20 protein-coding genes are annotated in these 22,547 nt (G+C 71.1%); 6 read left to right on the top strand and 14 right to left on the bottom strand.

Annotation, left to right across the window (positions count from 1 at the left end; genetic code table 11):
* Positions 1-25: 25 nt before the first annotated feature.
* The 6 genes from kdpB to ACFVFQ_RS14350 all read right to left on the bottom strand — a co-directional run bounded on the left by kdpB (position 26) and on the right by ACFVFQ_RS14350 (position 7,318).
* Positions 26-2,158 (bottom strand): potassium-transporting ATPase subunit KdpB, encoded by a 2,133-nt coding sequence (gene kdpB, locus ACFVFQ_RS14375; protein WP_383414331.1) that lies wholly within the window; start codon positions 2,156-2,158, stop codon positions 26-28.
* On the bottom strand, positions 2,158-3,822 hold the full coding sequence (kdpA, locus tag ACFVFQ_RS14370) for a potassium-transporting ATPase subunit KdpA (RefSeq protein WP_383414328.1): 1,665 nt from the start codon (positions 3,820-3,822) through the stop codon (positions 2,158-2,160). The genes kdpB and kdpA overlap by 1 nt, the downstream gene beginning before the upstream one ends.
* An 11-nt stretch (positions 3,823-3,833) precedes the next feature.
* Positions 3,834-3,923 (bottom strand): K(+)-transporting ATPase subunit F, encoded by a 90-nt coding sequence (kdpF, locus tag ACFVFQ_RS14365; protein WP_383414324.1) that lies wholly within the window; start codon positions 3,921-3,923, stop codon positions 3,834-3,836.
* Positions 3,924-4,093: 170 nt separating this feature from the next.
* Complete coding sequence (locus tag ACFVFQ_RS14360; protein WP_383414322.1) at positions 4,094-4,984, bottom strand: sensor histidine kinase; 891 nt, start codon at positions 4,982-4,984, stop codon at positions 4,094-4,096.
* Between the two features lie 6 nt (positions 4,985-4,990).
* On the bottom strand, positions 4,991-6,610 hold the full coding sequence (locus ACFVFQ_RS14355) for a DUF4118 domain-containing protein (protein WP_383414317.1): 1,620 nt from the start codon (positions 6,608-6,610) through the stop codon (positions 4,991-4,993).
* Between the two features lie 273 nt (positions 6,611-6,883).
* Positions 6,884-7,318: a DUF2000 family protein gene (locus tag ACFVFQ_RS14350; protein ID WP_383414314.1), complete on the bottom strand. Its 435-nt coding sequence runs from the start codon at positions 7,316-7,318 to the stop codon at positions 6,884-6,886.
* 49 nt (positions 7,319-7,367) lie between these two features.
* On the opposite strand from ACFVFQ_RS14350, the gene ACFVFQ_RS14345 reads away from it, so the two are divergent.
* Positions 7,368-8,171, top strand: coding sequence for an AraC family transcriptional regulator (locus ACFVFQ_RS14345; protein WP_383414311.1), 804 nt, complete (start codon positions 7,368-7,370; stop codon positions 8,169-8,171).
* 50 nt (positions 8,172-8,221) lie between these two features.
* Here ACFVFQ_RS14345 and ACFVFQ_RS14340 read toward each other — a convergent pair whose 3' ends face one another.
* The 4 genes from ACFVFQ_RS14340 to ACFVFQ_RS14325 form a co-directional block, all read right to left on the bottom strand.
* Positions 8,222-8,773 carry a hypothetical protein gene (locus ACFVFQ_RS14340; protein ID WP_383414308.1) on the bottom strand — a complete coding sequence of 184 codons (552 nt, stop codon included), beginning with the start codon at positions 8,771-8,773 and terminating at the stop codon, positions 8,222-8,224.
* A 9-nt stretch (positions 8,774-8,782) separates the two neighbouring features.
* Positions 8,783-10,927, bottom strand: a complete 2,145-nt coding sequence (locus tag ACFVFQ_RS14335; RefSeq protein WP_383414305.1) for an HAD-IIB family hydrolase — start codon at positions 10,925-10,927, stop codon at positions 8,783-8,785.
* A 53-nt stretch (positions 10,928-10,980) separates the two neighbouring features.
* Positions 10,981-11,970, bottom strand: coding sequence for a carbohydrate kinase family protein (locus ACFVFQ_RS14330; RefSeq protein WP_383414302.1), 990 nt, complete (start codon positions 11,968-11,970; stop codon positions 10,981-10,983).
* 385 nt (positions 11,971-12,355) lie between these two features.
* Complete coding sequence (locus ACFVFQ_RS14325) at positions 12,356-12,988, bottom strand: M15 family metallopeptidase (RefSeq protein ID WP_383414299.1); 633 nt, start codon at positions 12,986-12,988, stop codon at positions 12,356-12,358.
* A gap of 103 nt (positions 12,989-13,091) precedes the next feature.
* On the opposite strand from ACFVFQ_RS14325, the gene ACFVFQ_RS14320 reads away from it, so the two are divergent.
* Positions 13,092-13,622: a GNAT family N-acetyltransferase gene (locus ACFVFQ_RS14320; RefSeq protein ID WP_383414296.1), complete on the top strand. Its 531-nt coding sequence runs from the start codon at positions 13,092-13,094 to the stop codon at positions 13,620-13,622.
* A gap of 188 nt (positions 13,623-13,810) precedes the next feature.
* Here the strand turns inward: ACFVFQ_RS14320 and ACFVFQ_RS14315 are convergent, their stop codons facing one another.
* Positions 13,811-14,794, bottom strand: a complete 984-nt coding sequence (locus ACFVFQ_RS14315) for a LysR substrate-binding domain-containing protein (protein ID WP_383414293.1) — start codon at positions 14,792-14,794, stop codon at positions 13,811-13,813.
* A gap of 71 nt (positions 14,795-14,865) precedes the next feature.
* Here ACFVFQ_RS14315 and ACFVFQ_RS14310 point away from each other — a divergent pair, with 71 nt between their 5' ends.
* Entirely contained in the window at positions 14,866-15,960 is a 1,095-nt protein-coding gene (locus tag ACFVFQ_RS14310; RefSeq protein ID WP_383414290.1) for a YeiH family protein, read from the top strand.
* Between the two features lie 580 nt (positions 15,961-16,540).
* On the opposite strand, the gene ACFVFQ_RS14305 is transcribed toward ACFVFQ_RS14310, so the two are convergent.
* Positions 16,541-17,479, bottom strand: coding sequence for an MBL fold metallo-hydrolase (locus ACFVFQ_RS14305; RefSeq protein ID WP_383414406.1), 939 nt, complete (start codon positions 17,477-17,479; stop codon positions 16,541-16,543).
* 281 nt (positions 17,480-17,760) lie between these two features.
* Here ACFVFQ_RS14305 and ACFVFQ_RS14300 point away from each other — a divergent pair, with 281 nt between their 5' ends.
* The 3 genes from ACFVFQ_RS14300 to ACFVFQ_RS14290 all read left to right on the top strand — a co-directional run bounded on the left by ACFVFQ_RS14300 (position 17,761) and on the right by ACFVFQ_RS14290 (position 20,054).
* Complete coding sequence (locus tag ACFVFQ_RS14300) at positions 17,761-17,970, top strand: hypothetical protein (RefSeq protein WP_383414403.1); 210 nt, start codon at positions 17,761-17,763, stop codon at positions 17,968-17,970.
* On the top strand, positions 17,957-19,390 hold the full coding sequence (locus ACFVFQ_RS14295) for an amidase (RefSeq protein ID WP_383414287.1): 1,434 nt from the start codon (positions 17,957-17,959) through the stop codon (positions 19,388-19,390). Before ACFVFQ_RS14300 ends, ACFVFQ_RS14295 begins: the two co-directional genes overlap by 14 nt.
* Positions 19,391-19,490: 100 nt before the next feature.
* A complete protein-coding gene (locus tag ACFVFQ_RS14290; protein WP_383414284.1) occupies positions 19,491-20,054 on the top strand; it encodes a TetR/AcrR family transcriptional regulator in 564 nt (187 codons plus the stop codon).
* Between the two features lie 61 nt (positions 20,055-20,115).
* Here the strand turns inward: ACFVFQ_RS14290 and ACFVFQ_RS14285 are convergent, their stop codons facing one another.
* Together ACFVFQ_RS14285 and ACFVFQ_RS14280 are read right to left on the bottom strand one after the other, a co-directional pair.
* Positions 20,116-20,700, bottom strand: coding sequence for a hydrolase (locus ACFVFQ_RS14285; RefSeq protein ID WP_383414281.1), 585 nt, complete (start codon positions 20,698-20,700; stop codon positions 20,116-20,118).
* 114 nt (positions 20,701-20,814) lie between these two features.
* Positions 20,815-22,302, bottom strand: coding sequence for an MFS transporter (locus ACFVFQ_RS14280; RefSeq protein WP_383414279.1), 1,488 nt, complete (start codon positions 22,300-22,302; stop codon positions 20,815-20,817).
* Positions 22,303-22,547: the final 245 nt, after the last annotated feature.

Genomic DNA, 22,547 nt, shown 5'->3' with positions numbered 1-22,547 from the left:
GTCGTTCTCCTCCCGTCGCCGGCCGTCAGCGCAGGCCGGGGATGAACTGGATGACGAGGTCGAGCAGTTTGATGCCCAGGAACGGCAGGACGAGGCCACCCAGCCCGTAGAGCCAGATGTTGCGACCGAGCAGCTCGGCGGCGGACGACGGCCGGTAGCGCACCCCGCGCAGCGCCAGCGGGATCAGCGCGACGATGATCAGCGCGTTGAAGACGATCGCGGAGCTGATCGCCGACGCCGGGCTGTGCAGCCGCATGATGTTGAGCCGGTCCAGGCCGGGATAGGCCACCGCGAACATCGCGGGGATGATCGCGAAGTACTTGGCGACGTCGTTGGCGATCGAGAAGGTCGTCAACGCGCCCCGGGTGATCAGGAGTTGCTTGCCGATCTCGACGATCTCGATCAGCTTGGTCGGGTTGGAGTCGAGGTCGACCATGTTGCCGGCCTCCTTCGCCGCGGAGGTACCGGTGTTCATCGCCACACCGACATCCGCCTGCGCCAGCGCCGGGGCGTCGTTCGTCCCGTCACCCGTCATCGCGACCAGCTTCCCGCCCTCCTGCTCGCGCCGGATCAGCGCCATCTTGTCCTCGGGCGCCGCCTCGGCCAGGAAGTCGTCCACGCCCGCCTCCTGGGCGATGGCCCGGGCGGTGAGCGGATTGTCACCGGTGATCATCACGGTCCTGATGCCCATCCGGCGCAACTGGTCGAACCGGTCCCGCATGCCCACCTTGATGACGTCCTTGAGGTGGATCACGCCCAACACCCGGGCGTCCGGCGCCGCACCGTGCCGGACCACCTGCCCGACGACCAGCGGGGTCCCGCCGCTGGCCGAGATGGCGTCGACGAGCTGACCGACGTCCGCGGTCGGATGCCCGCCGTTGTCGCGCACCCAGCGCATCACCGCGGTCGCCGCCCCCTTGCGCAACGAGCGGCCCTCTTGCGGATCGTTGAGGTCAACGCCGCTCATCCGGCTCTGCGCGGTGAACGGCACGAACTCCGCCCCCTCCAACTCGCCCTCCTCCCGGCCGCGCAGCGCGTACTGCTCCTTGGCGAGCACCACGATCGAACGGCCCTCGGGGGTCTCGTCCGCGATCGAGGAGAGCTGCGCGGCATCGGCGAGTTCCGCGACGCTGACCCCGGGCACCGGCAGGAACGCCGCGGCCTGCCGGTTGCCGAGGGTGATGGTGCCGGTCTTGTCCAACAGCAGGGTGTTGACGTCGCCGGCCGCCTCGACCGCGCGCCCCGACATCGCTAGCACGTTGCGCTGCACCAGCCGGTCCATGCCCGCGATGCCGATCGCCGGCAGCAGCGCGCCGATCGTGGTCGGGATCAGCGCCACGACCAGGGCGACCAGGATGACCAGGGGCTGCTCGCCGCCGGCGAAGACGGCGAACGGCTGGAGGGTCACCACCGCCACCAGGAAGATGATGGTCAGCGACGCCAACAGCACGTTCAGCGCGATCTCGTTGGGGGTCTTCTGCCGGGCCGCCCCCTCGACCAGCGCGATCATCCGGTCGATGAACGTCTCACCGGGCTTGGCGGTGATCCGCACCACGATCCGGTCCGACAACACCTTCGTGCCCCCGGTGACCGCCGACCGGTCGCCGCCCGACTCCCGGATCACCGGCGCCGACTCACCGGTGATCGCCGACTCGTCGACGCTCGCGATGCCCTCGACCACATCGCCGTCGCCCGGGATGAGCTGCCCCGCCTCGACCACCACATGATCGCCCAAGCGCAGCTCGGTGCCCGGCACTTCCTCCTCGACGGGCTCCGCCGCGCCGGCCCGCCAGTCGACCAGCCGCCGCGCCGTCGTGGTCGTCTTGGTGCGCCGCAGCGCCGCCGCCTGCGCCTTGCCGCGGCCCTCCGCCACCGCCTCGGCGAGGTTGGCGAAGAGCGCGGTCAGCCACAGCCAGGCCGTGATCACCCACGCGAAGACGCTGGGCGTCCGCAGCGCCGACAGCGTGGTCAGAGCCGCCCCGACCTCCACCACGAACATCACCGGATGGTGGACCATCACCCGCGGATTCAGCTTGCGCAGCGCGTCCGGCAGCGACCGCACCAGCTGCCGGGGATCCAACAGCCCGCCCGAGACCCGCTGCGGACGACGACCGGCACCGCCCGGCGGGACGGCGGGGGGAACGGCGGTCGAGGACATCAGCGCAGACCCTCCGCGAGGGGACCCAGCGCCAGCGCCGGGAAGTACGTCAGACCGACGACGATCAGGATCACGCCCGTCAACAGGCCGACGAACTGCGGCCGGTGGGTAGGCAGGGTGCCCGCGGTGACCGGCACCGGCTGCTGCCGGGCGAGCGAGCCGGCCAGCGCCAGCACGAACACCATCGGCAGGAACCGCCCCAACAACATCACCACGCCCAACGCCGTGTTGTACCAGACGGTGTTCGCGCTCAACCCGGCGAACGCCGACCCGTTGTTGTTGGCCGACGACGTCAGCGCGTACAGCACCTCGGTGAAGCCGTGCGCCCCCGGATTGAGCATCGCGGCCCGTTCGCCGGGAAACGCCATCGCCAGCCCCGCGCCGACCAGCACCAACGCCGGCGTGGTCAGGATGTAGAGCGAGGCGAACCGCATCTCCTGACCGCGCAGCTTCTTGCCCAGGTACTCCGGGGTGCGGCCCACCATCAGCCCGGCGACGAAGACCGCGACCACCGCCAGGATCAGGATCCCGTAGAGCCCGGACCCGGTGCCGCCGGGCGCGATCTCGCCCAGCATCATGTTGAAGACCGTCATCCCGCCGCCGCCCGGAGAGTACGAGTCGTGGGCGGAGTTGGTCGCCCCGCAGGAGGTGAGGGTGGTGGCGGCGGCGAACAGCGTCGAGGCCCAGACGCCGAACCGGGTCTCCTTGCCCTCCAGCATCGCCCCGGCCGCATGCCCGGCCGGACTGCTGACCCGGTACAGCTCGTTGGCGGTGATCAGCGCGACCGACGCGGCCCACAGCAGCACCATCACGGCGGCGATCGCATAGCCCTGGCGCTGGTCGCCGACCATCGCGCCGAACGCCCGCGGCAGGGCGAACGGGATCACCAGCATCAGATAGATCTCGATCAGATTGGTCAACCCGTTGGGATTCTCAAAGGGGTGTGCGGAGTTGGCGCTGAAGAAGCCGCCGCCGTTGGTCCCCAACTCCTTGATCGCCTCCTGCGAGGCGACCGGCCCGCCCGGCAGGCTCTGGTGACCGCCCGCGAGCGCGGTGAGCTCCTGCGGACCGTGCAGGTTCTGGATCACCCCGGCGGCCACCAGAACGATCGCGAAGACGAACGAGACCGGAAGCAACACCCGCAGCACCAGCCGGGTCAGGTCCACCCAGAAGTTCCCCACCCGGTCCGTCTTCCTCCGGACGAAACCACGGATCAACGCGGCCACCACCGCGATGCCCACCGCCGCGGAGACGAAGTTCTGCACCGCCAACCCCGCCATCTGCACCAGATGACCCATCGCCGACTCACCGGAGTACGCCTGCCAGTTGGTGTTGGTGACGAACGACGCCGCGGTGTTGAACGCCAGGTCCGCCGGCACCGCCTTGCGCCCCAACGAGAGCAACAGACGGTCCTGGAGGCGCAGGAACGCGTACAGGAACAGCGTCGAAACCAGGGAAAACGCCAGCACGCTGCGCAGATAGACCGGCCACCGCTGGTCGGCGTCCGGACGCACCCCGCCCAACCGGTAGACCAGCCGTTCCGCCCGCGCATGCCGCTCGGAGGTCAGGGCGTGCGCCAGATAGTCGCCCAACGGGCGGTACGAGAGCGCCAACGCCGCCACCAGAGCGGCCACTTGGAGCCAACCAGCCGCGGTCTCGCCCATGCGTACCCTCCCTAGAACTTCTCCGGAAAGATCAGGCACAGGATCAGATAGACCACCAGCGCGCCGGCGACGACCAGGCCGACGATGTTCTCCAGACTCACAGGCGCCCGACCCCCTTGGCGGCCAGGCCGATGAGGGCGAACACCACGAGCGTCAGGGCAACGTAGACGACGTCCGACATGCGTGCGGCTCCCCGCAGGTCCTCAAGGGGCGGAACCCATCCGCCCCGAATTCGGGTAAATGCGAGCTTCTTGATGTTTCTGACGCTATATCAGGCCGGCGATGCGGGCCGCCTGCCGCGCCGGGGGCCACCGGGCGCCGAACTGGGCAGGGTCAACGTCACCGCGAACGTGCCCCCCTTCCTGGACGTCCGCAGCGAGCCATCCATCGCCTCGGCCAGATCCCGCGACAACCGCAACGCCAGGCTGTCGGAACGCGAACCAGGCGTCCGCGTCGGCGTGGCCCCCTCGCCAACGGGCCCGTCCGCAACCCGGATCGCCACCCGACCGTTCCGCGTCTCCGCCGTCACCACCGGCGGCCGGTCCGGCGGACTGTGCCGCAATGCCTCCGCCCCCAACGCCGTCAACACCCGGGTCAGCAACGCCGCATCCGCGATCACGTCCGGCAGATACTCCGGAAGCCGCAGCACGATCGAATGGCCACCCGGACCGAGGTCGTCCAACGCCGCACCCAGCGCCTCGTCGAGATCCACCGGGCGGAGGTAGAGGTCCAGGGCCCCGGCATGTAGCCGACTCAAGTCGTCCAGATCGGCGACGAGTTGCGCCGCGCGGTGCACGGCCGAGCGCGCACTGTCCAACAGCCGGCGCTCGTCCGGATCCCGCTCCGGCGCGGGACGCCGCCGCAGCCGCACCAACGCGTCCTCCGCCGTGCGCAACGGGGCCCGCAGATCGCGCCCGGCGGCCAGCAGCAGCGCGGCCCGGGTGCGTTCGGCATCCGCAAACGGGTCCCCAGGCCCACCGGGCCCCGCGATCCGACCCCGGGCGTGCGCCAACCCCAACTCGGCCGCGCACGCATCCAACAGCCGCCGATCCTCCACACTGAGCCCCGGCCCCCGCGCCGCCAACGTCAGACAGTCATCGACCGGACTCTCCACGTCCGCCTCGTACGGCCGCTCCGGCGGATGGTCGCCGGCGCTCGCCACCACGTATCAGTGCGGCACCGGCGACGCCTGCGGATCACGTTCGAGCAGACTCACCGCGCGCAGCCCGAAGTTCTCCCGGACGAGCTCCACCAGCGCCGGCAGATCCTGACCGCGCAGCACCCCCGCCGCCAGCCGACTCAACGTCCGCGCCTCCGACGTGGCCCGCGCCGCGCGCAGGGTGTCCCGCGTCGCCGTCCCCGCCGCGGTGCCGACCAACACGGCCGTGGCGACGAACACGACCAACGCGATGATCTCCTCGGGGCGGTTGATGACCAGCGAGTGCAGCGGCACGGAGAAGTAGTAGTCCGCCAACAACGCCGCGGCCACCGCCGCCAACAGTGCCGGAGAGGCCCCGCCGACCAGCGCCACCACCACGACCACCAGCAGATAGATCGCCAACGCCCCGGCCAGCCCCACCGAGCCCCGCTCCACGACCAGCAAGGTCGTCAACACCGGCAGCAGCACCGCCGCCCCACCCAACGCGGCAACGAACCGCCGCACCCCCAACCCCCGACCCGGCCGCGGCAACCTCAACGCAGCGGACCCGGCCGCCTCCTCATGCGTCACGATGTGCACATCGATCGGCCCGGACCCCTTGATCGTCCGCTCACCCACCCCCGCCCTCAGCAACGAACGCACCCGACCGTACCGACTCGCGCCCAACACGATCTGAGTGACGTTCTCCGCCTCCGCAAACCGCAACAGCGCCGCCACCACGTCCTCGCCGGTGATCTGATGGAAACCCCCGCCGAGCGACTCCAACAGCGCGCGCTGCTCGTCCAACGCCGCCGGGGCAACCCGGGCCAACCCGTCCTCGGGCACCACATGCAGCGCCAACAGCTCCGTCCCCGGCGTGCGCGCACTGATCCGCGCGGCCCGCCGGATCAGCGTCTCGCCTTCCGGACCACCACTCAGACCGACCAGAATGCGCTCTCGCGTCTCCCACGGCGCGACGATCCCGTGCTCGGCCCGATAGCGCTGCAACCCCTCCTCCACCCGGTCGGCCAACCACAGCAGCGCGATCTCCCGCAACGCCGTGAGATTGCCGACCCGGAAATAGTGGGTGAGCGCGGACTCGATGCGGTCCGGCGGATAGATGTCGCCATGCACCATCCGCCGCCGCAACACCTCCGGCGGCAAATCCACCAGCTCGATCTGGTCTGCCCCGCGTGCCACCTCGTCGGGCAGGGTCTCCTGCTGCCGCACCCCGGTGATCTGCCGGACCACGTCGTTCAACGACTCCAGGTGCTGCACATTGAGCGTGGTGACGACGTCGATGCCGGCGTCCAACAGCTCCCTCACGTCCTGCCACCGCTTGGCGTTGCGCGCCCCGGGAACGTTGGAGTGGGCCAGCTCGTCGACCAGCGCCACCTGCGGATGGCGCGCCAACACCGCGTCCAGATCCATCTCGGTGAACCGCACCCCGCGGTGCCACAGCGTGCGCCGCTCCACCGTCTCCAGCCCCTCGGCCATCGCGGCCGTCGGCCGCCGCCCGTGCGGCTCAACGAAGCCCACCACCACGTCGGTGCCCAACGCCCGCAACCGCTGCCCCTCCGCGAGCATCGCGTACGTCTTACCAACCCCGGGAGCGGCCCCGAGAAAGATCCGCAACCGTCCATGTGCCACCGGCGGGCTCCTACCACTCAGCCCCCTGACGTTCTCTTCTCCCCCTGCCCGCCGCCTCCCGCCGTGTGCTTCTCACGGCCGTTCGCCGACGGGCGTTCGTCCTTCCATGGTGCGCCCGGGGAGCGCGGATCGGGGGGATTGGGGAGGAGGGGGTGAGGAAGTGGCGGGTGGGTGCGGGAGGGGCGGCGGGCCGTGTTCGGGACGCAACTGGGCCGCCCCCGGCAGCCGTTCGGCCGGCACGCCACCTGCGAGCGGACCCGAACCGGAACCCGATCACGGATGCATCCGAGCCCCCTTGATCACCTTGTCGACCGCGTTGCGCGGGCCGTACACGGCCAGGCCCACCAGGTCCAGCTCCTCCCTCGGGACGGCCCGCACCGCGGCGCGGTTGTCCCGGTCGTTCCCGGTGGCGAACAGGTCGGAGGTGAACACCGACCGGGGGAGGGCCCGGGCCAGCGCCCGGCCATGCGCCGCGACCAGCGTCTCCTTGGCGCCCTCGAAGACGAGCACCGGCTGCCGGAACATCGGCAGATACGGGGTGTCGTCGGCGTCCGCGTACGGTGCGCCGATCACCTCGGGGAGTTCCGTACCCAACCCGCTGACCAGGAAGGCGGTCACGTTCAGGCGCTGCCGGGGCTCCAGGTCCTCCCGCAGAAGCACGGCAATCTTGGTCTCGAAACGCACGGGGGCGTCAACGGCTGCTGTCATGCCCCCAGGCTGCCGACCGGCCCGCCGCGCCGTCTTGTACGTTCTTTGCATGGCCGCACGGCAGGAAGTGTCCGCATGGCGCCCGCAGGTCCCGGGCGTCGTGGAGGTCTTCCACGCCCATTTCACCGAGCACGCCTACCCGATGCACGTCCACGACGTATGGACGCTGCTGATCGTGGACGACGGCGCCGTCCAGTACGACCTCGGACGCCAGGCACGCGGCACCCCGAACGACACGGTGTCCCTCCTCCCGCCCCAGGTACCGCACAACGGCTCGCCCACCACCGCACGGGGATTCCGCAAGCGCGTGCTCTACCTGGACCTGTCCCAGTTGGACGAGAGCTACATCGGCCCGGCGGTGGACGGCCCCGACCTCGCCGACCCGCTGCTGCGCCGACGCGTCGGACAACTGCACGCGGCACTGGCCCACCCCGGCGACGAGTTGGAGGCCGAGAGCCGACTGGCTCTGATCGGCGAACAGCTGCGAAGCCACCTACGCCCCCGGCTCGTCGCCCGCCCCCGCCAGGCCGCCCCCGGTGTGGCCGCTACCCTGCGCGAACTCCTCGACGACCGCCTCCACCAGGGCGTGACCCTCGACGAGGCCGCGCAGCTGCTGCACGCCCACCCCACTCACCTCGTACGGGCGTTCAGCGCGGCCTTCGGCATCGCCCCGCACCAGTACCTGATGGCCCGTAGGGTCGAGCGGGCCCGCCGACTGCTGCTCGACGGCCGGCCGCCGACCACCGTGGCGGCCGACGCCGGCTTCTACGACCAGTCACACCTGACGCGCCACTTCAAGCGCATGGTTGGCGTCACGCCGGGGCGTTACGCGCGCACCGGCCGTGGGGCGTAGCGACGCACGCCAGCCATCAACCACCGCTGACTGGTTGCCGCTTACTCCTCTTACCCCTCGAACGGAGGGCCGCTTGCCGTTCGCCCGGCGGTTGCGGCCGCCCTGGCGGCCGCCCAGGTCCCCACGCCCCACAGCGACAGCGCGCTCAGCAGGCCCACCACCAGACGCACGGCCGCATCCGGGCCGTTGGCCAGCCACACGGCCCCGCCGGCCGCCCCGGCCGCGACCAGCAGGGCGGCGGGCACCCGGAAGCGCGGCTGCTCGAAGACCGTGACCAACGGCAGGAAATGCAGGCCCACGACCACCGCGACCAGCGGCGGTACCAGCACCGGAACCCCCGCGCTCACGCACCCCACGACCACGGCGGCGATCAGCAGCCACTGGACCACGTTGACCAGCCGGAACCGCCGTCGCCGATCCGGCGGGAGGGCGTCGGCCTCCTGCCTCGGCAGGAAGCGCCGAGCCGTGAACTGCAGCCCCAACGCCGCCGCACAACCCATCACGATGAGGATCGGCCGCGTGGCCCCGTCGAACGCGCTGGTGCCCAACAACCACCAACCGAGCCCGAACCAGACAAGAAATCCCACCCCCGATGCAGACATGAGGAAACCCTACAATGCGGTCGGTGGTGCCTGGTCGCCGCCGATGTCCCGGAGGATGTTGCGGGCCCAGGCAGTGGGGGACGGGTCGCCGAGGAGGGCGGCCAAGTCGGCGGTGTGGGTGGCGCGTTGGGCGGGGGAGAGGGACAGCGCCCGATGCAGGGTGTCGACCAGGTCCTGGGGCGAGTTGGGGTCGGTGAGCAGGGCGGCAGGGGCGAGTTGTTCGGCGGCGCCGGCGTGCCGGGAGAGAACGAGGACGCCCGGGCGGTCGGTGGCGGAGCGAACGGTGACGTACTCCTTCGCGGCCAGATTCATCCCGTCGGCCAGGGAAGTCACCCAGAACACCCCGGCTTCGAGGTACTGATCGACCACGGCGGGGAAGGGGAGGGGGTGCGGTAGGTAGTCGATGGGGCGCCAACTTCCGCCACCCCAACGTCCGTTGACGGCGGCGATGGTCGCTTCGAGTTCGGTGCGGGTGGCGTCGTAGGCGCGGATGCCTGGTTCGGCAGGCGGGCATACCAGGCGGAAGCGCAGTCGCTGCCTTAGTTGGGGTTCCCGCTCCAGGAGGGCGTCGATGGCGCGGACCTTGTGGACGGGGGCCTTGGCGTAGTCCAGGCGCTCCACGGACAGGACGTGGAGGGACGCGTCGTCGGTGGGGGAGTGCGCTGTACGGGCGGCGGCCCGCGCCCGGGCCAGTGCGGAGACGGCCCCGTGGTCGATGCCCAGGGGATGGACGCCGGTACGCGGAACGCGGCCCGTACCGGCCAGCAGCTGGCGGAAGTTGTGGGCGAAGGCCCTGGTGTGGAAGCCCGCCCAGTCGAGCCGGACGAGGGAGCGGCACAGTTGCGCGGCGTTGGGGAGTTGTCGGAACACGTCCGGGGCGGGGAAGGGGGTGTGGTGGAACAGGCCGATGGTCAGGTCCGGTCGTTGGGACTTGAGGATGCCTGGAACGAGCCAGAGGTTGTAGTCGTGCAGCCAGACCGTGGCGCCGTGCTCGGCGTGCGCGCCGATGTGTTGGGCGAAGGCCGCGTTGACGGCCTCGTAGGTGGACCAGTGTGATGGGTCGCGCCGGATGAGCCGTGGTTGGGACATCAGCGCAGGCCAGAGCGTTTCCTTGCAGGCGCCGTGGAAGTAGCCGGACCACTGCTGGGGCGTCACGTCGAGCAGCGCGAGGGGGAGGGACGAAGTGGCGGGGACGGGCGGGCGGGGAGTGCCGGGCTCCTCGTCCACCAGGGCAGCGGCCCATACCGCGGCCAAGTCCGGGGCGCCGTCGCCCAGCACGGACGTCAGCGTCGGCAGTATCCCGTTCGGGCTTGCGGGCCGGCGCCAACGGCCCCGTGACCAGCACATCGGCGGACGGTGATAGCCGATGACGACCGGCGCGGTGCGCTGCACCCAGCCGAGCCGTTCCAGGGCGTCCAGGATCGCGGCGGCGCCCTCCAACGGCGGGCGGTGGACCAGCGGACTGTCGGGGACCTGCGCGGGGAGCGCGGGTTCGGCATTGCCCATGATCACGCCGTGGCTGCCGAGTTGGAAGAGCGACAGGTCATTGAGCGAGTCGCCGGCCACGAGCACACCGCCCCGCGGCCACTGCAACTTGTCGGCCAGCCGCTGCACCGCCTGGCCCTTGCCGGCGTGCGGGGGCAGGACGTCGAAGAAGCGGTCGTCGGAATAGGTCCAGGAACAGCCGAGTTGCTGCACCGCCGCGGTGAGCTCGGGGGACAGGTGCTCGGGGGAGAGGAAGAAGGAGCAGCGGCCGTCCTGTGCCACGCCCTCCTGGTAGACGAGGTCGGGGAAGCGGCGCAGGGCCGCCCGGATCCGCTCCGACCCGGGCCAGCCGGCGCGTAACTCCCCCTCCAACGCGTCGAGATGAGCCATCCCCGAGGCGTCCACGATGCTGGCGCCGACGTCCGCGATGATCCAGCGGGGGACGGGCAGCAGCGGATCACGGGCCAGGCGTGCCCGGATCGAGGGCAGTCCGCGACCGGTGGCGAAGACCACGGTGATGTCCGGATGCCGGTCCAGTGCCTGGCGCAGCCGTCGCCGCGCGCTCTCGTCGCCGCCGAGCAACGTGCCGTCCAGATCGGCCACCAGGACCCGGACGTCCTGATCCGGGGGCCGGGCCACCACCGCGTCGTCCCACGCCTGTTCGGACATACTGCTCCTTCGTACCGGTGACTGGCTGTCGAGCTGTCTGGTGTGCTGCCGGCTCATGCCGGGAGGCGCCCGAGCCAGGCACGCAGCCCGGCGCTGTCCGGCGCGGCGCTGGACCCGGGGCCGGTGACCGCGGCCGCGCCGCAGGCCACGCCCGCGGCCAGACACTCGTCGAGCGATCCGCCCGCCAGGCGCTGGTGCAGAAAACCCACGTTGAAACAGTCACCGGCCCCCGTGGTGTCCACCACCCGCACGGCGGGGGCCGCATGGACGACCCGACGGCCGGCCTCGGCGGCGATCGCGCCCGCGCCGCCCCGCTTGACGACCGCCACCGGCACCAGATCGGCCAGGATCTCCAACGCCTCCGCCGCGCTGTCCGCCCCGGTGATCCGCAGCGCCTCGGCCTCGTTGGGCGCGAACACCTGCACCTGGGAGAGCGCCTTGGCCACGTCCGGCATCCCGATGTCGCCGGGATAGTCCTGGCAGTCCATGAACACCTGGGCACCGTGCTCGGCGGCCACATCGAGCGCGGCCGAGACCTCCGCCCCGTACTGGAGGTACGGCAACATCACGACGGTGGGCCGATGGGTGGCGATCAGCTCCGCCAACGGGCGCACGGCGACCGGGTCTTCATAGGCGATCATCGCCCGGTCCTCGGCTCCGGACAGCGCAACCGTCACATTCCGCAACGGCCGCGCGTGCTGCCTAAAACCCCGCTCGTCCAGGCCCTCGGCGCGGGCCGCGGCGAGAACCTCCCGACTGAAGAGATCGGAACCGAAGTCGGCCGCCCACACCACGTCATGCCCCAGCCGTCGCAGCCCCATCGCGAGCGTGAAGGCCCCGCCCGGCACCATGCCCAACCCGCCGGCCCACACCTCGGAGCCGAACGCCACCGGCCCGGCCAACTCCCGGAACACCAGGTCCACGGAGTAGGCACCGACGACGAGCACCGAGGCGCCCGGCCGTGGGGACGACGCCGACTCCGGCCCTTGTCGGGCCAACTGCGGCCCTGTGGGCGTCGGCTCCGGTCTCGGGGGCGCCGTCACCGGCACCTCCCGTCCGCCTCGACCCGCACCAGAGGGCGCGGGTCAGGCCCCGAAGGGCAACAACCCACCGGCCGACGACCAGCCGCGGCGATACCACGCACCGTCCGCCACCCCCGCCTCTCCGGCTCCCCTTGCCCAACACGCCACAGGGTGCCGAGCGGAGCGCCAATCGGCGTTGCCCACCGCGGTGTTGAGCTTTTCCGCAGCGAGCCTTTCCGCGGTGTGCCGCCCCGAAACAGCCGCGGAACGCCGTGTGCAAGAACCATGCGGGGAACTGTAAGCGGGTGTCGCGCGTGGCAGATCGCCGATGCAACGGCATGTCCGAAAGTCGCCGATCGTCGGTCGGCGGAGCCCCGCCATGCGCACGGCGCTGTCGGCCGTAGGGTCAGACCGGCCCGTAGACGGCAGCGCTGACGCCCCTCATGAGAGCCCAGTAGCGGTCACCGTAAGACCAATGCCACCACTCGCTGGGGTAGTTCACGAAGCCCTCCGCTCCCAGGCGTTCGGCCAGGAGGTCACGGTTCTTCCGCGCGGCCGCCGACAACCCCGGAGCGTCGAGTGGGCACGCTCTCTCGTCGCCGGTGCGGTGTCCGTTCACCGGCCTGCCCATGTCCAGCTCGACGCCGTCCGCATCAATGTGCGTCAGGTCGAGGGCGGCACCGGCACAGTGCGGGGCAACCTCGACCGGAGAGACGAACGCGCTGGCTCGACGCCGACGTTCGACCGGATCCGTGATCCCCGAACGTCGCAGACGATCCGCATACCGCGCGAACCGGCGTGCCTGTTCCTCCGGGCTGCGATGCCCTTCGATGACGAGGAAACCGACGCCCGCGGGGAGCCTCTCGGAGGCTGCGCGGAGGCGTTCGAGCACGCCGGCCCTGACCCGCCCGTACTCCCCGGCCTCGTCTCGTTCCCGCGGGTCCAGCGTGATGCCCGCATCGACGCCGATCTCCACAAGAGGCTCGCCGCACTCCAGCACAGGGATGTTGCGTACGCGCGGATCGCTCAGCAGGACCATGGAGCGTGAGCTTAAGGGCATGCCGAGCAGGGGCCGGCTCGCCGGCTCGGAGAGCCGCGGAATGCAAAGGCGGGCTGGCCGGGGCGCTCGATATGATCACTGGATGAGCAACGACCGTGAACCGTACCTGGTGTTGACCGAGCGCCTGGAACTGCGTGTCGTCGGCCCGGAGGACCTGGACGCCCTCTACACCCTCAATTCCGACCCCGAGGTCTGGCGCCACGATCCCGCGGGCCGCCACACCAGCCCCGTCATCACCAAAGCCTGGATCGAACGGTGCACCGACCACTGGGAGTCGGACGGCCTGAGCTACTGGATGGCCCGGCACCGGAACACCGGCGAACTGATCGGCGTCGGCGGCGCCCAGCGTCACGAACCGGGCTTCTGGAACCTCTACTACCGCCTGGCCCACGCCCATTGGGGCAAGGGCTATGCCACGGAGATCAGCCGCGCCGCCGTCCGCGTCGCGGGGCAGCATGACCCCGAACTGCCCGTGGTCGCCTGGATCCTCGCGCACAACACCGGCTCCCGCGCGGTTGCCGAGCGGCTCGGACTCCACGACTACGGCCTGCGGCCGGAGCCGGGAAAGAGCGAACCGATGCACGCCTACGCAGACCGCCTACTGCCGTTCTGACCACCCGGCCCAACCATGAACCGCCGTCGGCGCCGCGAAGATTGAACCTCCGAGGCCATCCGCGCTGACGACAACCGCGTACTCCCGTCCTGCGGCGCCGGCGAAGCCGGGGTAGGTGGAACGCGTCCACCACGTCCGCATAGCAGGTCAGAGCCGTGGGGGTGGCGCAGGGGGCAGGGGCAACATAACTAGCGGGCGTTCACGTCCCGGGCCACTGTGACCAGTTCTGCCGCCGGTCCCACCAGGCGCCGTCCGGTGGGCCATACCGCGCGCAGTTCGCGGGTGAGGTCGACGCCCGCCACGTCGACGCCGGTGAGGCGGCCCTCGGCGATGTCCCCGCGGACGGCCAGCTCGCTCAGGACGGATGGCCCGGTGCCGGCGATCACCGCGCCGCGCACGGCGGCCGTCGAACCGAGTTCCACCAATGGCCGGGCACGGTCATGGCCGGCCAGGTGCAGGGCGCGGTCCAGGGTCTGGCGCGTGCCGGAGCCGCTCTCCCGCAACACCAGCCGCGTTCGGGACAGTTCGCGCGCCGAGAGCGGCTCGCGGCGTCGCGCCCACGGATGACCGGGGTCGACCACGACGACGAGCCGGTCCTCGGCCACCTGCCGTGTGGACATCACGCGGGACAGATACGGCCCCTCGATGAACCCGATGTCGGCCTCGCCCGATTCGACCAGCTCGGGCACGTGCTCGCTGTTGATCACTTGCAGCCCGATGTACAACTCCGGCCGGCGCCCGCGCAGCTCGCTGATCCAGACCGGCAGCAGGTACTCGGCGATGGTCAGGCTCGCCGCGACGCGCAGTTCGGCCTCCCGCCTGTCGCGCAGCTTGCCGGCCCCGGCGAGCAACCCGTCCAACTCGTCCAGGACGCTGCGTGCGTGCCCGGTGACGACCTGCCCGGCCAGTGTCAGCCGGGAGCCGCGCCGCGTCCGGTCGACCAGCACGAGTCCCAGGCCGCGTTCCAGCGTGGACAGCCGGCGGCTGGCGGACGGTTGGGATATCCGCAGCTGCTCGGCCGCACGGCCCAGGCTTCCGAGGTCGGCCACGAGCACGAGGAGCCGTAGCGACTCCAGGTCGGGCGTGCGCAAAGGGAGGTGAGCGGTGGGGAGGTGAGCGGTGGGGTCTGGCGTGGAGGAAGCTGTCACAGCCGTAGCGTATGGGTCGGTCATACGCCCCAGCTATGACCTCCTGCTCGATCAAGGGCTACAGGCCGAGCGCGGGGCGACCCACAGTGGTGATCATGAAGGACGCCAGCCCCACCCGGTCGGGGACCATCCCCCTCTCTCGCCCCGCCGCCACCCGAAGTCGCCGCGCCGCCCTCGCCGGCCGGTTGCCCGGGCTCGCCCTCGCCGTCGCCGTCGCCCTGGTTGCGACGGTGCTGGGTCGACTGGCGCCCGTGATCGGCGGACCGGTGACCGGAATCGTGCTGGGGGTGCTGGTGGCGGTCGTGGCGCGGCCCGGCGAGCGGATGCGGCCGGGCATCGCCTTCGCCGGACGCGGAGTGCTCCAGGCCGCGGTGGTGGTGCTGGGCGCGCAACTGTCCCTGGGCCAGGTGCTGCGGGTCGGTGTCGGCTCGCTGCCGGTGATGATCGTGTCCCTCGCGGCCTGCCTGGTGGCGGCGTACTTCATCGGACGCCGCCTTGGCGTCGTGCGCGATCTGCGGACCCTGATCGGCGTGGGTACCGGCATCTGCGGTGCCTCCGCGATCGCCGCGGTCACGCCGATCATCGGCGCGGCCGAGGCGGAGGTGGCCTACGCCATCTCCACGATCTTCGTCTTCAACGTCGCCGCGGTGCTGGCCTTCCCCGTCCTCGGACATCTGCTGGACATGAGCCAACACGCCTTCGGCCTGTTCGCCGGCACCGCGGTCAACGACATGTCGTCGGTCGTCGCCGCAGCCACCACCTACGGCAGTGGGGCAGCCGACTACGCGGTGGTGGTCAAGCTCGCCCGCACCCTGCTGATCATTCCGATCTGCCTCGGCCTCGCTGCCCTCGCCCGCCGCCGTGCGCGGATGGCTGACTCCGACGCAGCCGGTTCGGGACAGGAGCTTCCCGGCCCGGTGCGGGTCAGGAAGCTGGTGCCGTGGTTCCTCGCCGGCTTCCTCGTCCTGGCGGCCGTGAACACCGCCGGCCTCATCCCCTCCACGGCCCACGGCCCGCTCAGCACCCTCGCGGTCTTCCTGATCACCGTCGCCCTCTCCGCGATCGGCCTATCCACCCAACCCGCCAAGCTCCGCCGAGCCGGCGCCGCACCACTCCTCCTTGGGGGCTGCCTGTGGCTGGTGGTGTCCGCCACCAGCCTGGCCACCCAGTACCTGGTCGATCGTCTGTAACCGCCGCGCGCGCAATGACGCGCGGCCCCGGCCGCTCGCCGGCACACTCCGGCGGGCACCGGCCGTTGGGGGGCAAACCCCGCAACAGGGCGCGAAGTTGAGAACGGTGCATGGGGGCGCGGGCAGGCCGGATAGCCGCACCACACGTGTGCTTGGGAACGGAGCCGAATGCGGGGGGGGGCGGGGGAGAGCAGGGAGAGGGGGAGCCGAACGCGCGGGGAGCGAGCAGAGAGAGGGGAGCGGCCGGACAGCGTGAGCCGCACAGCGTAGGCGGCTGCCCCTCGAATCCCATCCCCTCGCCGGCAAGTCCAAGTGCGCACAGGCCCGGTCGACGGCTGGTTCGTACCGGATTAGTGCCGGATTGGTGCCGGAGCAACAACGCCGGTTTGGGAATGCGGCCGCTCCGGTAGCTGGCCCAGTTGCCCTCAGGTGGCGAGCAGTCAGGGAGACGGCCGGCAAGGCCATCCACCCGGCGGGTGGTTCGCTTCTCACGATTCCCGAACCGTGGGAAATTTTCCGCTTCTTGGCGGGCGAGGGCTGTGTGGTGAGCGTCCCCGGCCTTTGGGCCAAGGAGCGGGTGTCACCCGTGGGCTCTGTTGGTCGGCGGGATGGGGGCGAGGCGGTAGGTGGTGCCCGTGGGGACCACGCGGCCGGCGGTGGGTGGGGGGAAGTGGGTGCCCAGGACGAGGGTTTCGTTGTCGGCGAGAGTCCTGAAGAGTGCGCGACGGGTGGCCAGGGCCTGTGCGGGGTCGATGTCGACGCAGCTGCCGATGGCCGGGTCGGCGAACTGGACGGGGTGGTGGGTGCAGTCGCCGGTGACCAGCGCGGTGGCGCCCCGGCTGCTGATCTCCACCGCGACATGGCCCGGGGTGTGCCCGGGAGTGGGCAGCAGGCGCAGTCCGGTGGTGACTTCGACGCCCTCGGGCGGGACGTCGACAAGATCGAGCAAGCCGGCGTCCTCGACCGGGAGCACCGAATCGCGGAACATCTGCCGGCGCGGTTCGTCCATCGCGTACCCGGCCCAGAACTCCCGCTCGGCTCGGGAGACGACATAGCGGGCGTTGGGGAAGGTGGGGACCCAAGTGCCGCCGTGTGCCCGGGTGTTCCAGCCGACGTGGTCGGCGTGCAGGTGGGTCAGGATCACCAGGTCGACGCTCTCGGGGGCGAAGCCGGCTGCGGTGAGGTGCTCTGGATAGTCGGTGTGGAGGTCGTGCCAGGCGGGGTTGGCGCGGGTCTTGCCGTTGCCGATTCCGGTGTCGATGAGCACGCGCAGGCCGCCGACGGTGAGGGCGAAGCTGTGGGTGGAGAGGCGGAGGAAGCCGTCCTCGTCCGCGAAGTCGGGGCGTAGCCAGTCGTGTTCGTCGATCACCTCGGGTGTCGCGCTCGGCAGCAGCCAGGGGCCGGTCGCCTGCGGCAGGCGGGACTCGTCGATGCGGTGGACGGTGAGGTCGCCGACCGTCCAGGAGGGGGTGACGTGGCCGGCGCGGCCGGCGGTTTCGTCGGTGGGCGGGGTGTGCATCATGCGTCCTTTCCTTCTCGGTCTTCCTGGGTCTTCCTCGCTCCAGCTCGCTCTTCCTTGCCGTTCCTCTCCTTGCCCTTCCTCGCTCCTGCTTGGTCGGGGCGTCGTGCGGGGGCGGCGCGGCGCGGACGGGAAGCTAAAAGCAATCTGTTTGCGTTAAGTCGAGAGTAGAGGCTATCGTCGGCTAAAGCAAACAGTTGGCTTTTAGTTGTGAGTGTGTCCGCACGCGATGCAGCGGAGCAACGGATCAACGGACCGATCAGGAGACGACACACATGCCTCTGCCCACCGCCGCACTCACGCCTCCGGAGGTCGCCCGCTGGGCCGCGCGCTCCGGGCTTCCGCTGCCCGACGATCGCCACGAGGCAGTGGCGGCCGTCGCCGCCCACATCGATTCCGTCGTCTCGACCCTGCGGGAGCTGGACTTCGCGGACGTGCCGCCCGCCGCCTCCTACCGCGCGGGAGAGGAGAAGCCCGATGCAGCCGCATGAGCTCTCCCTCGCCGCCGCGGCGGACGCGATCCGCGCCCGGCGGCTGTCGCCCGTCGAGTTGGTGGACTCCGTGCTCGACCGCATCGAGCAGGTCGAGCCACAGCTAGGCGCCTACGTGACCGTCACCACGGAGCGGGCCCGACGCTCGGCGCGCGCGGCGGAACGGGAGGCCGTGGCCGGCCAGTTCCGCGGCCCGTTGCACGGAATCCCCATGGGGATGAAGGACCTGATCGATGTCGCCGGCCTGGCGACCACGGCCAGTTCCCGGGTCCGCAGCGGCCACCACGCGGACGAGGACAGCACGGTCGCCGCGCGCCTGGCGGCGGCCGGGGCGGTGCTCGTCGGCAAGACGCACACCCATGAGTTCGCCTATGGACTGACCACCCCTCAGACCCACAACGCCCGGGACCGGAGCCGGACCGCGGGCGGCTCCAGCGGCGGTTCGGCCGTCGCGGTGGCCGCGGGAGCCGCCGGCTTCGCCCTGGGGACGGACACCGGGGGATCGATCCGGGTCCCCGCCGCGCTGAACGGGATCGTCGGCCTGAAGCCGACGTACGGCCTGGTCCCGCGGCACGGAGTCACCGCGCTCTCCTGGTCGTTGGACCACGTCGGCCCGCTCACCCGCACCGTCGAGGACGCTGCCCTGGTCCTGCCCACGCTGGCCGGGCCCGATCCGCGCGACCCCGCTTCCCTGGCCACGCCCCTCGCCGAACACCTGCCGCCCAGCGGTACCGACCTGACGGGACTGCGCGTCGGCGTCCCCCGGAACTACTTCTTCGACCGGATCGATCCGGACGTCGAGGCCGCAGTCCGGAGCGCCGTCGACCAGTTGGAGGCGCTCGGCGCGCGGCTCGTCGAGGTCGAGATCCCGATGGCGCGGTACATCCAGGCGACCCACTGGGGGTTGATGGTCCCCGAGGCCACCGCCTACCACGAGCAGACCCTCCGGACCGTTCCCGACCACTACGGCGACGACGTCCGCATCCTCCTCGAAGCCGGCGCGCTGATGCCCGCCGGGGACTACCTACGCGCCCAGCGCGCCCGCACCCTGATGCGGCAGGAGTGGGGGCGGCTGCTGGCAGAGGTCGATGTGATCGCCGCCCCGACCGTCCCGATGACCGCGGTGCCGGCCGGCCAGGAGACGGTTGCCTGGCCCGACGGCACGGTCGAGGGCGTCTCGGACGCCTATGTGCGGCTCTGCGCGCCGGCCAACGTCACCGGCCTGCCGTCGCTTTCGATACCGGTGGGCCACGATCGGGCGGGCATGCCGATCGGCATGCAGCTGCTCGCGCGGCCACTCGGGGAGCCCCTACTGCTGCGGGCGGGCCACGCCTACGAGCAGTCCGCGCCGGCCCGTGCGCTCACCCCGGTGGCGGGGTGCGGCCGGGTGGGCGAGGCGTCCGTGTCCCGCGCCCGCTAGGCCCTGTCGTCAAACTCCCGTCGCCCGCCCTCCGGGCGACGGGAGTTTGACGACAGGGCCTAGACGCAAGTGTTTTGCGTTAAGGGCTTAGAGTGAGGGTATGAGTCCCCGACCGATGGTGCGCCCCGGTGGTCGTAGTGCCCGCGTTCAGGAAGCGGTCCACACCGCCGTGCGCGAACTCGAAACCGAGCTGGGCCGCGACGCGTTGACCGTCCCGCTGGTCGCCGCACGGGCCGGTGTCACCCCGTCGACGATCTACCGGCGCTGGGGCGACCTGCGGGAGCTGCTCTCCGACGTGGCCGTGGAGCGCCTGCGTCCGGAGTCACCGCCCGAGGACCGCGGCAACCTCGTCTCCGACCTGCGGACATGGGCCGAGCATTTCCTCGACGAGATGGCGTCGCCACCCGGCCGCGCCTACATCCGCGACGCACTGCTCGGCGACCCGGACGGCAGCAACGCCGGCCAGTGCTCCGCCTACGCTGCCGACCAGATCGACATCATCCTCGCCCGCGCCACCGACCGGGGCGAGCAGGCGCCCGACGTCGACGTGGTCCTCGACCACGTCGTCGCCCCGATGATGTACCGCATCCTGTTCCGCCCCGGCCCTCTCGACGCCGACTACGCCCACGACCTGGTGGCCGGCCTCCTCGACGAACGGGCGTAGCGGCGGCTGCCCTGCCCTCCCGGACGTCATGGAAGGGCAGGGCAGCCGCCCAACGCCCGGGTCAGCCGTGGGTCTTGGCGAGCAGTTCCAGGATCTCCTCGGTGGTACCGCGCTCGCCGAGCCGGGGGAAGATCTTGCCGATGCTGTGCTGGTGAGCGTCCGCGTCCAGGTCGGTCATGGCGTCGGTGGCCAGCGTGAGGTGGTAGCCGTGCTCGTGCGCGGTACGGGCGGTGGACTCCACACCGATGCTGGTGGCCACCCCCGTCAGCACGATCTGGGTGACACCTCGACGTCGCAGGTGAAGGTCGAGGTCGGTGCCGTAGAAGGCCGACCAGTTGCGCTTGGTGACGGTGATGTCCCCCGCGTGGCCGGCGAGTTCGGGCACGATCTCGTCCCAGCCGGCGGGCGGGGTCTGGGCGCGGCGCGGCTCCTCGGTCCGGCCCGGAACGACATCGGCGCCGTCGGGCGCGAAGCTGACGCGGACCAGGACGACGGGCAACTCCCGGGCACGAAAGGCGTCGGCGAGCTGGACGTTCCGCTCGATCACCTCGCTCAGGGTGTGCGGCGCGCCCGGCACGCCCCGCAGGCCGTTCTGAAGGTCGATGACGACCAGGGCGGTCTTGGGGTCCAGGGCGCTGACGGTCATGGTGGGGTCTCTCCAACTGTGTGAAGTGCGCGAATTGCCTGCTGATTGCCGGTACTTGGGCATCTCGTGTGGTGTGGTGCGGCGGCACGGGCCTGAGGTAGGCCGGCGTGGCGATCAACGGCCGGTCGCCCGACTCCCGGGAGACGAGCCGACGTTGTCGGCATCGGCATTGGGGTCAGCATCCGTATCCCCGGCCCGACCGATGCGGTGCAGCGAGCGGTCGGCGACGCTCGCCACCAGGAACAGTGCGGCGGCGACGAGCAGGAGCCAGCCCAGGTGGCGCAGGCCGTCGGTGGTGGCGCCGTGCCGGAAGAAGGCGGCGTTGGCGGCCGAGGCCGCGAGCGCGCCGAGGTAGGTGAAGGTGCGCAGCAGCCCGGCGGAGGACCCCATCCGGGCCGGATCGGCCTGGGCGTACAGGGCGTTCTGGTTGGCCAGGCCGTTGAGCCCCTGCGGGATGCCGACTACGGCGGCGATGAGCGCCAGCAGCCACAGGGGGCTTGCCGCGTCGGCGAACAACAGGGCCGCACAGCCGACGAGTTGGACCACGGCCCCGACGATCAGCTTGCCGCGGACCGCGGCGCGCCGGCCGGTGATCGCGGTGACCACCACGGCCACCGCCGACATCGGCAGCAGGAGCAACCCGGCCGCCTTGGCGCTGAGCGAGCGCCCTTCTTCCAGCCACTGCGTGAAGCCGTACAGGAAGGCGTAGGCCGTGGTGTAGGCGAGCAGTTGACGGCCGTAGGTGGCCAGCAGCGGGGCGTTGCCGCGCAGGACCCGGAGGTCGACGAACGGCTCGGACGTGCGCAGTTCCCGCGCGGCGAACGCGGCGCCCGCCACCGCGCCGAGCGCCGGCAGGTACCAGGTGCCGACCCGCGGGTCCATCAGGAACAGCATGAAGGCGGTGAGCGTGACCGCGAACAGCGCCATCCCGGCGACGTCCGTCCGTCGCGCGGGACGGACGCCACTGACCTCCTTGAGGGTGGCCAGCCGCGGCAGGTGCAGCGCGCCCAGCACCAAACAGGCGGCGGACAGCGGCACGTTGATGCCGAAGATCAGATGCCAGCCGCCCGCCGAGATCAGCAGCCCGCCGACGGTCGGGCCGATGACGGCGATGACCTGGCCGCAGACGGACAGCGCGGCGAGGATGCCGCCGGGGCTCTTCAGGCCCGTACGGTCCGACTCGGCGCGCAAGAGGAACATCGATGCCGGGTAGGCCGCCGACGTACCGAATCCGAGCAGCACCCGGGAGAGGATCAGCACCCCCAGGTTCGGCGCGAACGCTCCCAACAGGCCGGCGATGCCCACCAGTGCGGTGCCGATCAGGTACAGCAGGCGGGGCCCGTAGGAGTCCACCAGGCGTCCGAGGACCGGTTGGCCGACGGCGGTGGCGAGGTAGAGCGCGGAGACCAGCCAGGCGGTCTGCGCGGGCGGGGCGCCGAAGGACTGCCCGATGGGGATCAGGGCCACGGCGAGCATCGAGGAGTTGACCGGGTTCAGGACCGTGCCCAGGACCATCGGCGCGATCAACTTCCGATCGAAGCCGGATCCGTCGCGGCCCGCGGTGTGCCGCGATGCGTGGAGGCGTATGGCGGGCCTCGTCATGCCCGGGCCGCCTGGTCCGGCAGCGTCATCGCCTCGATGAACATGCGGAGTTGCGGCCCTGACTGGAGGCCGTCGCGGCTTTCGCTCATGCTCTGCACGCTAAATATGTTCAAGCTGGGTTGTCAATGTTGGCTGATCAGATGGAGTTGAGGGGAGGTGGTGCTCGGGCGCTGCAGGTCAAGCTTTAGGTTGACCAAGTGGAAAAATTGAACTGTTGCACTTTTGTACTCGTTGAGTCTACGGTT

Source organism: Streptomyces sp. NPDC057743 (assembly GCF_042798755.1).
Taxonomy (GTDB): Bacteria; Actinomycetota; Actinomycetes; order Streptomycetales; family Streptomycetaceae; genus Streptomyces.
The sequence above is the reverse complement of the archived record's forward strand: the minus strand, read 5'-3'. Positions and strand labels throughout refer to the sequence as shown.

Coding starts and splice junctions, on each gene's coding strand:
- ACFVFQ_RS14285 (WP_383414281.1), bottom strand. CDS start 20,700: ATGACCGTCAGCGCCCTGGACCCCAAGACCGCCCTGGTCGTCATCGAC.
- kdpB (WP_383414331.1), bottom strand. CDS start 2,158: ATGTCCTCGACCGCCGTTCCCCCCGCCGTCCCGCCGGGCGGTGCCGGT.
- ACFVFQ_RS14325 (WP_383414299.1), bottom strand. CDS start 12,988: ATGGTCCTGCTGAGCGATCCGCGCGTACGCAACATCCCTGTGCTGGAG.
- ACFVFQ_RS14280 (WP_383414279.1), bottom strand. CDS start 22,302: ATGACGAGGCCCGCCATACGCCTCCACGCATCGCGGCACACCGCGGGC.
- ACFVFQ_RS14290 (WP_383414284.1), top strand. CDS start 19,491: ATGAGTCCCCGACCGATGGTGCGCCCCGGTGGTCGTAGTGCCCGCGTT.
- ACFVFQ_RS14320 (WP_383414296.1), top strand. CDS start 13,092: ATGAGCAACGACCGTGAACCGTACCTGGTGTTGACCGAGCGCCTGGAA.
- ACFVFQ_RS14315 (WP_383414293.1), bottom strand. CDS start 14,794: ATGACCGACCCATACGCTACGGCTGTGACAGCTTCCTCCACGCCAGAC.
- kdpA (WP_383414328.1), bottom strand. CDS start 3,822: ATGGGCGAGACCGCGGCTGGTTGGCTCCAAGTGGCCGCTCTGGTGGCG.
- ACFVFQ_RS14310 (WP_383414290.1), top strand. CDS start 14,866: ATGAAGGACGCCAGCCCCACCCGGTCGGGGACCATCCCCCTCTCTCGC.
- ACFVFQ_RS14345 (WP_383414311.1), top strand. CDS start 7,368: ATGGCCGCACGGCAGGAAGTGTCCGCATGGCGCCCGCAGGTCCCGGGC.
- ACFVFQ_RS14295 (WP_383414287.1), top strand. CDS start 17,957: ATGCAGCCGCATGAGCTCTCCCTCGCCGCCGCGGCGGACGCGATCCGC.
- ACFVFQ_RS14350 (WP_383414314.1), bottom strand. CDS start 7,318: ATGACAGCAGCCGTTGACGCCCCCGTGCGTTTCGAGACCAAGATTGCC.
- ACFVFQ_RS14335 (WP_383414305.1), bottom strand. CDS start 10,927: ATGTCCGAACAGGCGTGGGACGACGCGGTGGTGGCCCGGCCCCCGGAT.
- ACFVFQ_RS14340 (WP_383414308.1), bottom strand. CDS start 8,773: ATGTCTGCATCGGGGGTGGGATTTCTTGTCTGGTTCGGGCTCGGTTGG.
- ACFVFQ_RS14305 (WP_383414406.1), bottom strand. CDS start 17,479: ATGCACACCCCGCCCACCGACGAAACCGCCGGCCGCGCCGGCCACGTC.